Raw genomic sequence first — 14,601 nt, 5'->3', positions numbered from 1 at the left:
AAATCAAAAATATTTTGCTCTGACAGTTTCAAATATTTCCAAAATATTTTTTCTTTTTCAGTTTCATTACAGTTTCGTTTTTTATAGTGATGCCATCCCGAGAGGGAAACAGAAAAACAGAATACAAAGAATCAAATTGTGGCTCCGGTTTCCAGATTACTGTTTAAAAACCGGATGCTCACGGAATGGAGATTAAAATGAAAAAGAATATTTTAAAGAACAAAATCGCAGTTATCGGTCTTTGCACACTTCTTGGTGTAGCTTCTGTAGGTGCTGTGGCATCATTGGCCGACGAGACAACTACTACCGAAGCAAGTCAGCCACCTATGAACAACGGTATGTACATGGGTAAAATCACTGCCATCGAGAGCGGTTCCATTACTATCGAAACCATGGGCCATGGCGGAAGAGGCATGGGAAAGCCTGACGGAAATATGCAGGCAGATGGCACTATGCCAACCAATGCCTCAGGCGAGCTCGAGACTCCTCCTGCACTTCCTGACAATGCTTCAGGCGAGCTTGAGACACCTCCTGCAGCTCCTACAAACGCAGCCGGTGAAACAGAGACTCCTCCTGCTGATGCCGGCCAGGGTGAAGCCAACGGAATGGGTAATATGGGTGGAATGACAACTATGACTTTCACCATCGACAGCTCACTTACAAGCAGCTTCGCAGTAGGCGATATGGTTGAGATCACTTCAGAAGACGGTGCAACAGCCACAGCTATCGCTGCTGCACAGATGCCTGCTGATATGGGTAATACGATTACTTCTGCAGAATAAGAGATCAGTCGCGGAATATAATATAAGAAGCTAAAGAGCCGGAGGGCATCCATCTGAAACCGTTGTGTGACCCGGTTACAGATGGATGCCCTCCGGCTCAGTTTTTGATCATTTTCCTCCCAACCTGTGGTATCATGTCAGAAGCACATCAGAAACCCATACTTTGGTGTCACTACTCAGAAAATGCTTATGTGTTTTTAAGTTGAGTAAATTTACGTACAGAATGAGGAATGAAATGACAGGAAAAAATATCATCGATTATTACATCAAAAGCCGTTTTGTTGAACACTGCGGCATCGATTTTGAAGAAAACTCACAGGATGGCTCCATAACCACAATCACAGAAGTCATGCCTATGCACATGAATGGTGCCGGCCATGTACACGGAGGCATGCTGTTTACCATTGCAGATACCACAGGCGGTGCCAATGCCCGCCGCTACACCGATCACCTCGTAACACTTGACAGTGATTTCCATTTCCTTACAAGCAATACAACAAGGTATCTGTATGGAACTGCAGAGCTTATAAGAAACGGCAGAGCTGTCATCGTAATGAAAGTTTATATCAAAGATGATAACGGAGAGACCTTCGCCGAGGGAACCTTTACCTATTATAAACTTTAATTCAAATGAACATAAAGGTTGAGTGATTATACGGTTGCACAGGACGTTATAAGGAATAGTTGAGTGAATTTACGGTTCGTCATCCAAATATTGTGTCTTAATCAGCTTTATACACTATATAGGAGACAAAATAAGCAAAACAAGCCGGTGCAAACGTAAAATCACTTACTTTTTAAATATTCCGTAAAATCACTCAACTTTTATCATGTTTATTCTCTTCTGTTTCTGTCTTTCCGGTTTTATCACAGTGCCTTTGTCACCGCCCGGTTCTCTATAGAACACCATAGGTAAATCACATATCCCTTTTCGCAACAAATAAGAATATTATTTTTTACTATTCTTTTTTGATTCAGGGTGTTAAAATACACAAGATTATCGAAAAACGGATAATAGCTTTTAATAAAATGTTAAATTTTTTCGTTTTTTATATATTTTTAAGAGGATATTATGGGTTACTATACAGCTGTTATTTTTTTGTCGTGTGCAACACTATCTATGTTTGCAAAATTGGTACATGACAACCAACAAATAGATGGAAAAACAAAAACGAATTTTTTCCGGACTTCTTTAGTGATCATAATTGCCATGCTGGCTGAGTGGGGCGGAGTTGCTCTTAACGGAGCACCGTCATGGACAGTTCCACTTCATACAGTAATTAAAGCAGCAGATTATGTCTTTACACCTCTTTTGGGACTGGAACTGGTTAGTCTCGTCATGCCTGACAGCAGACTTCAGAACTATCTTAAATATCTGATGGTGGGAAATGTCCTTGTGGAAATCTTATCGATATTTAACGGCTGCGTATTTTATGTAGATGCCCAAAACATATATCATCACGGGCCATTATTCCCGATATATATGCTTACCTTTGTACTCGCCCTTTTCAGTGTACTTTGGGCTTACCTTAAGGCCTTTAGAGATTCATCAAACTCCTACGATATTTCTACTGTATATATTATGCTGGTAACTGCTGTTGGCATTGGCCTGCAGATGTACTTTGGCGGCGATATGCGTACTATTTGTCTCGCTATTACTAACGGAACCATACTTTTATTTACCCATTACCAGGCGTTTTGTCTTTTCAAAAAAGAGATGGATCTCTCGGAAAAACAAAAGCTGCTTGAGACAGATGTCATTACAGGACTGAAAAGCCGCTTTGCTTACAGCAATGTTCTTGATAAATATGAAAACCTTGATAAGCTTCCGGATAATTTTACTGCCATGGTTTTTGATGTTAACGGCCTTAAACGTGTCAATGACAGCCTTGGGCACAAGGCCGGCGATGAACTGGTTCAGGGAGCAGGCGAATGTCTCAGAAAAGCCTTCAGCGACTACGGCGAATGCTACCATATAAGCGGAGATGAGTTTGTGGCTCTTTTAGAGGTTGAGCCTGAGTCTCTGGATGAAGCATTGATTGGATTTAATGATATTCTTGCTTCCTGGAAGGGTGAGCACATAGACAGCATAAGTGTTTCTGCCGGCTATGCTGTTGCGAAGGATCATCCCGGTTCTATCAATAATCTCATCTCAGTAGCTGACGAGATGATGTACGAAAATAAGCGTAGTTATTACAGTAAAAAAGAAAACTGCAGACGCAAAAATACAGGTTAGTGTAACCAAACAATAAAATCAATGAAATAATTATAAATTCTCTTAAAAATAGATGCAATTACCCATATATTGTGTTATTATAATTTCAGAAACACAATATAAGGTAATCCAAAACCAATTAATGCACTGTGACCAATCCAATGGCAGTGCCCGTGTGAAAAAGGATCCGCCAAACATTTTCTCCCCCTCCCCTACTGAGAAAATGCTGCGGATCCTTTCTTGTTCAGAACTTTTCATTTCTACGCAATACCACCCGGGACGGTTCTCGTCGGCGAGAACCGTCCCAGGTGGTATGCTTTACGGCTTTAACACTGAACCGGAATTCAAAAAACAGTTTTTTCACACGCTCTCACGCCGAAGCATCAAACATCTTTCCCAGTCCGGTATCTTCAGCCATAGCCTCAGCTGCTTTCTTATCCACAGGATATTTTATCTTTGTGGTTGTCTCACCACCTGCAACATAAGTCGTCCCGCACTCCGGACAAATGGCGGTTTTTATGGAAACCGAAGCCTGCAAAACCTTACCGCCTGACTCCTCCGCCTTTTGATAAGCATTGGCAACATGCTCCTGTTCATGAGCCCGAACCATTGCAGGAGCATCTTTAACAGAAATATGTGAAGCCGACTTGAAGGAAACGTCCATTTCATTTGAGCCGTCCTGATACTTGCGTTTTTTACAGGTCTGACATTCGGAAGGCGCACTCGTCCTTCCGGCCTTTTTTACCGTATCATCACTACTGTTTACGGAGTTATGATCGTTACCGGGCATCATCTGTCTGTAGTTCAGATAATTCCGGGCATTCCCATAGTACGCACTGTAATAACTCCCATATGGATTACTACTCGTCTGTCCTGTGCCGATCGCACCGATAGGATTCATTGCCATATCATACTCCTTTCCCATAAGATTACACGTTAGAAACGACTGAAGATAATTATATTTATTATACCATGTCCCTCCGGCTGTCTGTAAATAGATCCCTGCCACAAATCCAATCATTTTTAAGAGGTTTTATACATTTTTTAGAAGTTTAGCAGAGTGACCCACGAAAGGCATAGACATTCAGCCCAAAATGTTCACTTAAAAACCATCTCCTGTACCTTATAATAACATCCACGCCTGCCGATATAGTAGTATCGTATCTTGTACTATGTCATATTTTTAAGGAGCTTCAAGTGAGCGACAGGGCCAATGAACGACAATTAAATATCATTTTCCTGCTTATCATCGGTACCTTTTCGCTGATTCTTCTTTCTTTTGCATATCTTAGCAACACACTTTCTCTAAGATATCTGGAAGCCGATACAAAACTGATTTCCCATGAATTGGCACGTACTCTGAATGAAAAAGCCTTAAATATTTCATCTCCGGATAAGGATACCGAGCTTTCAGAATACTTCAGAGACCAGTCTTCGGTTTATACTGAACAAGGGTTTTCACTTTGGCTTATTGATTCATCCGGAAACATCGTGGCAGAAGCCCCCGACAACACACTGGAATTCAAGTCATACTTTTTGGACTCTGTAAAAGAGTCTGATAAGATTTTTTATGATGCGAATAATGGCGGAAACTCATTATTTTTTGCAGATAAGACTCTTTATATCGCACGAAGCTTTGCCGGCAACAGATATAGTCTGATTTTGGAAAATGACGGTTCCAAAGAGCGACAGCTTCAAAGGATGCAGTATGTTGTGATTTTTTCTATAGGTGTAATTTTGATCATTACACTTCTGGTTCTTATTTCCAACATGTTCTCCAGATACAAAAATAAGCTTATACAGCTTGCCACAACAGATGAACTGACAGGTCTTGCCAACAGAAAATACTTTACGGCAGAATTTAACCGCAAACTGAAACTGTTCACAGATGAATCTCATGATTATTCAATGTTTCTTCTGGATATAGATTTATTCAAGCAGATAAATGATAAGTACGGACACGCAGCCGGTGATGCTGCTTTATCGATGCTTGCAAATTATATAAAAACCACTGTATCGAAGGCTAATGGCTTTGCCGGAAGATGGGGTGGAGACGAGTTCATCGGTGTCATTAATCTGCCTTTAACTGAAGCCAAAGCCTTACTTTTTGAACTGTGCAATAATATACGTCTGGATTCTCCAAAAGAAGGAGCTCCTTTTACAATAAGTGTTGGTATAACTCCGGTAAATAACAATATGACCTTATCGGAAGTCTGTGAAAATGCTGATCTTGCCTTATATCAGTCAAAAGAGAATGGAAGAAATACCGTTACAGCCTTTTCTGAATCCATGACAAAAGCAGAGAAAGCAACCTCTGCTGTCACCGAGAAAAGTACAGTACCGGATCAAACCAGACCGGAAGCCATATCTTTTGAAATACCTACTGAGATTAATTTGAAATCTGCGGAAGCAAGCCTCAGTCTCAAGCAGGTTTTGCAAAAGCGATTTCTTTCGGGAATCATATTTGCCGTTAAATGGATGACTCCATTTGTGGCAGCCGGAGGTATACTCATAGCATTGGCATTCCTGTTTGATGCCGCCAGCATTGACCTTTCCACCTTGTCAGCTGATGAAAGATCTTCCCTGGGATCCATGACTTCCATATCTACCTATCTGAAATACCTTGGGGATACGACCTTCAATTTTATGCTTCCTGTTTTTTCGGCCTTTATGGCTTACAGTCTTGCAGGTGAAAGTGCTTTTATGTCAGGACTTGTAGGCGGTTATATGGTGATAAATACCAATTCGGGATTTATAGGCGCTGCCTTAGCAGGTCTGGCCGCAGGGATAATCAGCAGAGAGATCAACCTGTTCACAGACCGTCTGCCGAAATACATCCGTGGAGCTGCCCCCATAGTTATATATCCGATATTCAGTCTCACCATAGTACAGGCTATTTCATTTTTTATGATACAACCCGCCGCTGTGGCACTGGGATCTGTATTTAACACGTTATTGGATTACTCCAAAACCATAAGCAAGCCTCTGGTATGTACGCTGGCTGCCGGAATGATGTCCGTTGATATGGGAGGAATCATTAATAAAATAGCTTATAGCTACGGACTGGCGTCCATTACCGCAAAAGACACCCAGATCATGGCAGCAGTCATGGCCGGAGGCATGGTTCCACCTATCGGAATCGCCATATCAATGGCTCTTTTCAGAGAAAAATTCAGTACAGAAGAAAAGAACGGCGGAATACTTGCACTCTTCATGGGACTTTCATTCATCACAGAAGGAGCTCTTCCTTATGTGATCACGGATTTCGCAAGAGTGATTCCTTCCTGCATTGCAGGCTCTGCAGTTTCCGGGTTAATGTCTTCGTTGTTTGGCTGCAGGCTTCCGGCTCCGCACGGAGGAATATTTGTATTGCCGGTGGTTGAACATCCGATGCTTTATCTGTTATCCATCCTGACAGGGTCAGTGGTCGCTGCCCTTATCCTGGGATTCTTGAAGAAAAAAAACACTGCATAATGATATGAACAGAGCCGGAGGGCATCCATTTATAAGCGAATCTCTTATAAATGGATGCCCTCCGGCTCTGTTCAAGGTTTACGTCACTTTAAACTATTTTAGCCCCTTACGCTTTCTCTTATTTTCGTAAAGCATGGTATCTGCCGATTCCATATAAGAAGACAGATTCTTCATGGTATTAAAATCTATTGGAAATTCCATGTGTCCAATGGATATTCTCAGCTTGAATGGCTTTCCGCTTTTTTCATTAAACTCCTCCATAAGCTTATCCACCTTTGGGATCATATCCCCGGGTTCCACAACAACAGACCCATCCAACAGGCAAAAGCCTAAAAACTCATCACCGCCCTGTCGTCCCACAAGACCGTTGCCAAAGGCTTTCGACAGAATATCTGCCGAATTCCTGATTGCAAAATCTCCTTCATCATGACCATATGTATCATTGATCTGCTTTAAACCGTCCATATCCATGTAGAAGATGGCTGCTTTCGAGTTGAATTTATCATACATAATGGCATGGCTGATACGCTGTTCCAGATTATTCATGAAGCCTCTCCGGTTGAAAACACCTGTCAGCATATCATGCTCTGACTCCCGTGAAAGTCTCAGATTGTTACGGTTCAATACTTCGATAAGTTCCTGCTCATGATGTATAAGCTCAAGATGCTGCATACCCACCGCCATCTGATGATATACCCTGACGAGTTCAGTGGAATCAATTATGCTTGGCCCCACGATCAATACACCTATCATCTCCCGTCCGGTAAGGAGAGCACCGACAGTAAAACTCGGATCCAGCTGAAGCAGCGCATGTTTTGACATATCCTGTGACATAAAGTTTTCCACAAGACGGAAAATCTTATACGATTCCGGGGTTTCAGGTACCCTGATTTCCCCATCTGACAACGCCACCTCAAGATACAGGTTATCTCCCATATGAATTGAGTTACGATGGAAGTACTCTATAGGTTCAGAAAAACTCAAAAGAGCAGCATCCTTGACTCCAAGGTTGATAAGATTCTCAAACATCGCTTTGAAAGCTTTCTTCCTATCCATGGAATTCATCAACGCATCCATAGTGATACGGGTTATATAATGCTGACGCTTCTGGCTGTCCCAGATATTCTGATCATACTGTTCAGCGATGTTCTTTCTCATTATACGCTGAAAACGCGCCTGCTCATTCAGTATCCAAATCTTTTGGTCTCCTTCCAAACGGGATGCTGCGTAATCATAACAATCCGTAACTGCATCACCAAATTTTTTGAGAGAAAAGAACTTACTGTAATCATAACGGAATATATCAACGATATCGTCCTGGCCCACAATATGACCTGATCCCCTGTTCTCCCTGTCCATGAGAACGTTATAAATTTTATCGATAAAATTCTTAAAGCGTGGATAACATTCCTGTTTTACCTGTTTTGAAGCAGCTTCCGCCACATCCTCCAACAGCTGTTTTGCCATAGCCTCACGATCAACCGGCGTCTGAGACATAAGCTGTACAAGCTTAGAGTCATTTTCTTTTACTGTCTCTCCGCAAGAAAGTCTGTGAACAAAAAGGCTTTCAATGCAATCCGTTTCCTGAGGTTTCCCCTCACAGAGACGAATTACCTCATATCCCGCTTTATATGCCAAATCATACGCCGAAAGGCGCACTGTGGTAAGCGGCGGAGTCATTTCGGCAGCAATCAAAACATCATCAAAACCGGTTACTGCTATATCCTTTCCCAGAGTCAGACCATGCTTTTTCATCACACGATAAACAGTTTCTGCCATATGATCGGAAGCACAGGCGATGGCTTCAACATCAGGATTTTTACTCAGAAGCTCTTCAACCACCTCATCACAGGCACCCGAAAAAATCCCACGGGCAAACATACGGTCTTCCACAGGAAGCCCGTGCCGCTCCATCTCTTCAAAGTAAACCGTCTCCCTTTCCTTTGCACCAAAGCTTGTGGCAGGACCGCTTAAAAAACAGATCTTTCTGTAGCCGTGATACTCAATGAGATGTCGGATCAATTGCCGGATACCGGGTTTATTATCTTTTGTGATGCATCTGTAACCTTCATGGTATTCCTCGATAAGAAGGGTTTTTTTCGGATCCAGAAGCTCCACATATTTCATAGCGAATTTTCCTGAAGACCGGGAATTAAAGGCATTTACAACACCTACAGGAACAACATAAGCATCAAAATCCATCCGGGCAGCCAGCTCAAATGCTGCATGAATGTAATTGTGTGACCACTCCAGAAAAGTATTTGACGGTAAAAGATCCATGATGTTGATGAGATTATGCCCCTGTTCCTCTATGGCATTTCTTATACCATTCTGAATCCCCAAGGGATACCCTACTGTTTTATGAGAAATAAGATATGCTATATTAAACCGTTTACCCATTTTGTTACTCTCTGATCAACTATTCCACTGATACTCGATACTTCACTCTATCAATATAGTTGTCGACAAAAATCAGGTAAATATTTCTATATTTTAAAAATTTTTCATAACTATAATGCTTTCGTTGCCATAGGCGGAAACCCACTTGCTTTAGCAGGTGGGAGGAGCCCTGTGTATTGTTTTCGGCAAACATATGTGCTATACTATATTTGTTGATATTTACGGGGGCTTTATGGAACAAATCACAGTTACAGCTAAAATTCAGATATCAGCCGATGCAGACAGCAGGGCTTTACTTAATAAAACCATGTCTGTTTATTCTGATGCCTGTAATTACGTATCTGCCTATGTGTTCCGTACTCACGACTTAAAACAGTTTTCTCTTAACAAAACTCTGTACTCTGTGCTCAGAGATAAATTCGGTCTCAAATCCCAGATGGCACAGTCTGTATTCAAGACTGTTATTGCAAGGTATAAGACCATTCTTGAGAATCAAAAGAAGTGGATACGTCCGTCTTTCAGGAAACCCCAGTACGACCTTGTCTGGAACAGGGATTACTCCCTGACTCAGAATCGTTTTTCAGTAAACACCCTGAATGGACGTGTAAAACTCCCATATTTCACTGAGGGTATGTCTAAATACTTCGACCACACTGTGTATAAGTTTGGTACTGCCAAGCTTGTAAATAATCACGGCAAGTATTTTTTGCATATCCCTGTTACTTATGATGTCGAGGAAAGCAGTATTTCCGACATCTGTAATGTTGTAGGCATTGACAGGGGCATCAACTTTGTTGTTGCCACATATGACAGTAAGCACAAGTCCGGTTTTGTTAATGGTAAAACCATAAAACAGAAGCGTGCTCATTATTCAAAGCTGCGCAAGGAGCTCCAGATGCGTCAGACTGCGTCTGCAAGACGAAGACTAAAGGCTATCGGTCAGCGAGAAAACCGTTGGATGCAGGATGTAAACCATTGTGTATCAAAGGCACTCGTAGAAAACAACCCGAAGCATACTCTCTTTGTCCTTGAAAATCTGTCTGGGGTTCGTAAAGCTACAGAACGTGTCAAAGCCAGAGACCGTTATGTATCTGTGTCATGGTCTTTCTTTGACCTTGAACAGAAGCTTATCTACAAGGCAAAACAGAGACAATCCACCGTGATTAAGGTTGATCCAAAATATACAAGCCAATGCTGTCCTGTGTGCGGACACATCGAAAAGACCAACCGTGACAAGAAGATACATCTGTTTTCCTGCAAGAACTGTAGCTATAGATCCAATGATGACCGCATTGGAGCAATGAATCTGTACCGTATGGGAATCAACTATCTCGAAGATAGCCAAGTACCTGATACAGTTACGGCAGAGTAAACTTTGTCGTAAAGGGTGTTGTCAGCCACCCTGTGATGTAACGCCACTTTAGGTAGCAAAGCCTATCGGGGTTAAAGGTCGGAGGCGTAAGCCGTTACCACGACTGGGTAGTTACAAGCCCATTACCTTTAGGTGATGGGTAGTTGACTTTAGAGGACCTCTATCCCTCAATCTTTTTACACGTTAAATTTTAGTCAATTTTGACAGACTATAACATTACCCGTGTTTCTTATTTCATATAGGGAATGTTCCTTATATGTGCTCATCCAAAAAGACCGGAGCAACAGCATTTCCACTTTTTGAATTATATATCCTTAATATATGCTTTTTTGAAATTTTCATCCTTTTTCGTGGTATAATAGACAAAGTAACGAAACTAAAACCGGTATGGGGAAAAGATTCCTAAATCTATCAGATTTAAATCTTAAGGAGGATATTTATGAAGAAACATTCACTGGTTTTGATCATCGGGGCAGTGACGATCATAGGTCTCGCTTCCTGCAACAGCGGCAATGGCGACAAGAATAATGGTCCGGCTCCAACCACCAAAGCAGCTGAGACAGAGGCTCCATTCGTCGAAGAAGAGCCGGCGAAGAACGAGCTGGATTCCGCGTCACCTATCCCCGGGATCAATAAGGAATATGATCTCACGGAACAGAAATTTGAAGATGAAAATCTCATCCTCAGGCTGCCTGAAGGCGTCACCGCTGTTAATGAAGGCAAAGGTGAGAACAAGGGTCACATTACAGTTACCGATGAAGAAGATGGTTGGAAGCTTATGTTCCGCCCTGATAATTTCTCACTTAACAACATAATAAACAATGTGAGTAATACTGTTATCTATGACGGAAACGAGGTAAAAACAGACTGGTCACGTGACGTATCAGGGACTCTGGCGGGATTCCCTGTACGGGTGTGGGCCAATAATACACGAAAGGGATGGCTCCACCCTTCCAACGAAAGTGATACACCTGCTGTTGATATCGTCATGGATTACGGCGAAACTCTGGTAGGAGAATGGCTGGGCATGCATATCCGTCTGGAAGCGCTGAAGCCAACCGATGATACAAACATTTATCACTACCTGTATAACAGTAAGCTTCGTGCCGTACTGAACAGTTTTGAATGTATAAAGACCGCGGATGGCAATGAATATTCCGTAAACGGCATCACCGCCACCTTCCCTGCCCGCTGGCCCGTAAAAACAGGTGAGAATTCCATGGTGGCAAATCTGCATTCCAATGCTCTCACCGGTGGTATCACCATGACAACACAGTACAACCCGGATCCTCAGCATCATGCAGATATGTACGAAGGGGATCAGTTCAACCGTACCTATGGAAGCAATGACTGGCTCGGTGTCATCGCAAAACATACCTTTGAAAAAGATGGCGCTGATGAGCCGACCATCCTTTACTCCATGTACCTGTTCTCAAAGTTCAGCGACAGGATGTGTGCCTGTGTTCATGTTTCCAACAACAGCTTCGGTCCTGAGGAATTCAAAGCATTCCTTGACAACGAACAGTTTGTGGATCTGATGAATTCTGTGAAACTTGATCCTGAGGCATGGCACCAGCCGGGTACAGCAGAAGTAAACGGTCTTCTTTCCGACGGCGGCAGTATCATGTCATACTCCGGCACTGATGAAGAAGTAACTATCCCTTCTGTTATCGGTGATTACAACACAGTCAGCGTGGGATTTAATGCATTTAAGGATAATACTTCCATCAAGAAGATAGTTATCCCCGAAGGCGTCACCGAGATCCAGGGCAATGCTTTCTTCGGATGTACAAATCTCGAAACGGTCGTTCTTCCCGAAACCCTGAACTTCATATATCCTTACGCTTTCCGTGACTGCCCTAACCTTAAGGATGTAGTACTGCCTGATGGTGTTTCTTATGTAGGATCCGGTGCTTATGAAGGTTCCGGCACAGGAACATTTAAAGGCAGCGCCGCAGAATATGATTATCACGCATTTGATGAAAGCGGATTTGATAAGATAAGTTTTGCAGACGGTGCGATCCTTTCGGCGGATTATATTTTTGACGGTGCACAGCTTTCTGAGATAGAGCTGCCGTCAGACCTTAAGGAACTTGGCAAGGGAGCATTTGTAAACTGTCACAACATCCAGAAGATCGAACTTCCTGAGACAGTCACAACCATAGGTGAAGGTGCATTTTCATCCATGTTCGGACTTCCGTATATTAATCTTCCGGAAGGTCTCACCGAGATTCCGGATGGCTGCTTCAACTCCACAACTTTGGACACTCTTGTCATTCCTTCTACAGTAACAAAGATCGGTGACCATGCAACATTTGGCGCTGCCTGCATCATCATCCTCTGTCCTGAGGCAGAGATAGGCGAGCGCGCAATACAGGCTGACTACGTATATCTGGAAGATGCCTATAAGCATGTATTCTCAGATCATGAGGAACTTGAAGGAAGCTGTCTGTATCTCGATGATGTTTATGACCCTGCTTCACAGATTCAGGGAAATTTCTATGATGCAACAAGCTTCGATTATCAGATCTACCTTCCGTCTGACGCAACCATTGAAGAGTCTGATAATCTTGATAAGTACCTGCTTTCTATCGGATATCCGGAGATTGCATGGATGGGTTCTTCAAGAGATTTCATCCCTGACAGCACCTTTGACTTTGACTGTATCAATCCGGGAATTATAACCGGATATCACGGCAACAGCGATAAGCTTGGTATCCCTAACTATCATATGTATACAGAAGATGGCTGGTGGCTGACAGGCAATGTATATGGAATCGCGGATGAAGCCTTCAAGGATTCTACATTTACTTCTGCCTACTTCCGAGGACAATGCGGAAACGGAATCGGTTCAAGGATCCTTGCAGGAAATACTGCTCTTAAGGACATATGGTTTACTACTGCCATCATGGATGAGATAGATGACAGTAATGCCATTGACGGAGTTCCTCACTATCAGCCTGATACCTTTGAAGGTATCCCTGATGATGTAACCGTTCATCTGCCTGAATCTATTCCGGGTGATGCACGTGCCGGCGTCGAAGATGGTCTTCGTGCCCATGGCATACCTTCAGGAGCAACATTTACATATTACAGTCTCAGATGATTTAAACTCCAAAATAGTAAATCCGCCGGTGGCTTAAGTTGATTTAAGCCACCGGCGGATTTAATCATCTCATGCGCGAGACGGTGTATGATATGATACAGATTCCAGATATCCGAGCTTTTCGATCTTCTCGATGTTCATGCGAACCGGAATACCCGGAATATCTGAACGAAGAGTAAATCTGCTGTTCTTAAACTCCGGGACATTTAACATCAGCTCATGTACCGGCTCTGATATAGGCGCGTGGAATTCGATCCTTTCATTGTCACCATATAAAGCACCGAAATATGCATTGTATGCACCACGGCCTCCGGACTGAAATTCAAGTCCATGTTCCCGGCAAAGATCACGGATCTTGAGAAGATCATCGATATGACTCATGCGGCCTAAAGATGGCTGAAGTATATCGATCCCTTTTTCCACATATGTCTCATAAGCATAGTACACTCTCATGGACTCTCCGGCAGAAAGACGCTGCTTTACACCCATTTCTTTCAGCTTCTTTATCCCGTTGTAATCTGCGCTGTGGATGGGTTCCTCGATCCACTCAAGATCAAAAGGTTCCGCAAGATGACAGAACCGGGCTGCCTGTTCTACAGTAAACTTTTGATTGCAGTCAACAGCGATCCGTGCTCTTCCTCCCAGGGCTTTCTGTACTTTTTCAATTCTTCTGAGATCACGATCCATGTCAATGATCTCACCAAGTTCTCCATGAGAAGATCCTACTTTGAACTTTACGGTATCTGTACCTTCTTCCGCATAACGACACATCTCTTCCACAAGCTCTTCATCATCGCGAATGATTCCGCCGCCGCCTTTGTAAGCTGCGCACCAGTCTTTTTCCGCACCGAGAAAACGATGTATGGTCTTTCCTGCACGCTGTGCCAGGATATCCAGCATCATAAGATCCAGTGTGCCTACATTGACTGCATCTCCACTCTGAAAACCGGCATTTCTGATCTTCCAGTACTGTTCATGTCTCCATGCATTATAGCTTTTCTTTTCTCCGTTCAGTATACGCGGAAGCATGGTCTGAACAAAGGACCTGGAAACTGTATAGTGAGCGCATGCACCGGTGTCATCATAAAGTTCCATATAACCTTGTTCCGGAATATTGGTTCCCATACCACCGGTAGCGTCTCTGAAGGGCTTCGGTAATGGAATGGGACGGAAATTATAAAAAACCGCTTTTGTAAAACGGATCTCGTCTTCAAAATCGAATTGATTCATTTTGATCTCCTCTCAGACAAAT

General features: G+C 42.9%; 9 protein-coding genes. 6 read left to right on the top strand and 3 right to left on the bottom strand.

The features are described from left to right. Positions 1–197: 197 nt before the first annotated feature. The 3 genes from BLV86_RS13120 (at position 198) to BLV86_RS13110 (ending at position 3,018) form a co-directional block, all read left to right on the top strand. Positions 198–782, top strand: coding sequence for a hypothetical protein (locus BLV86_RS13120; RefSeq protein WP_031554506.1), 585 nt, complete (start codon positions 198–200; stop codon positions 780–782). 235 nt (positions 783–1,017) lie between these two features. Then, positions 1,018–1,407, top strand: coding sequence for a PaaI family thioesterase (locus tag BLV86_RS13115; RefSeq protein ID WP_031554505.1), 390 nt, complete (start codon positions 1,018–1,020; stop codon positions 1,405–1,407). A gap of 447 nt (positions 1,408–1,854) precedes the next feature. After that, the gene (locus BLV86_RS13110) at positions 1,855–3,018 is read left to right on the top strand and encodes a GGDEF domain-containing protein (protein ID WP_090818277.1); all 1,164 of its coding nucleotides are present in this window, start codon (positions 1,855–1,857) and stop codon (positions 3,016–3,018) included. Between the two features lie 349 nt (positions 3,019–3,367). On the opposite strand, the gene BLV86_RS17925 is transcribed toward BLV86_RS13110, so the two are convergent. Further along, on the bottom strand, positions 3,368–3,904 hold the full coding sequence (locus BLV86_RS17925) for a hypothetical protein (protein ID WP_175456555.1): 537 nt from the start codon (positions 3,902–3,904) through the stop codon (positions 3,368–3,370). A gap of 290 nt (positions 3,905–4,194) precedes the next feature. On the opposite strand from BLV86_RS17925, the gene BLV86_RS13100 reads away from it, so the two are divergent. Then, positions 4,195–6,471 carry a fructose-specific PTS transporter subunit EIIC gene (locus BLV86_RS13100; RefSeq protein ID WP_090818274.1) on the top strand — a complete coding sequence of 759 codons (2,277 nt, stop codon included), beginning with the start codon at positions 4,195–4,197 and terminating at the stop codon, positions 6,469–6,471. 93 nt (positions 6,472–6,564) lie between these two features. Here BLV86_RS13100 and BLV86_RS13095 read toward each other — a convergent pair whose 3' ends face one another. Next, positions 6,565–8,871, bottom strand: coding sequence for a diguanylate cyclase domain-containing protein (locus BLV86_RS13095; RefSeq protein ID WP_090818272.1), 2,307 nt, complete (start codon positions 8,869–8,871; stop codon positions 6,565–6,567). A 232-nt stretch (positions 8,872–9,103) separates the two neighbouring features. Here BLV86_RS13095 and BLV86_RS13090 point away from each other — a divergent pair, with 232 nt between their 5' ends. Together BLV86_RS13090 and BLV86_RS13085 are read left to right on the top strand one after the other, a co-directional pair. After that, entirely contained in the window at positions 9,104–10,243 is a 1,140-nt protein-coding gene (locus tag BLV86_RS13090; RefSeq protein WP_090818355.1) for an RNA-guided endonuclease TnpB family protein, read from the top strand. A 439-nt stretch (positions 10,244–10,682) separates the two neighbouring features. Continuing rightward, positions 10,683–13,349: a leucine-rich repeat domain-containing protein gene (locus BLV86_RS13085; protein WP_090818269.1), complete on the top strand. Its 2,667-nt coding sequence runs from the start codon at positions 10,683–10,685 to the stop codon at positions 13,347–13,349. Between the two features lie 69 nt (positions 13,350–13,418). Here the strand turns inward: BLV86_RS13085 and BLV86_RS13080 are convergent, their stop codons facing one another. Then, positions 13,419–14,579, bottom strand: coding sequence for a mandelate racemase/muconate lactonizing enzyme family protein (locus BLV86_RS13080; protein WP_031554483.1), 1,161 nt, complete (start codon positions 14,577–14,579; stop codon positions 13,419–13,421). Positions 14,580–14,601 lie beyond the last annotated feature (22 nt).

This window comes from Oribacterium sp. KHPX15, from assembly GCF_900107835.1.
Classification (GTDB): Bacteria; Bacillota; Clostridia; order Lachnospirales; family Lachnospiraceae; genus Oribacterium.
This window is presented reverse-complemented; position numbering and strand designations above follow the sequence as displayed.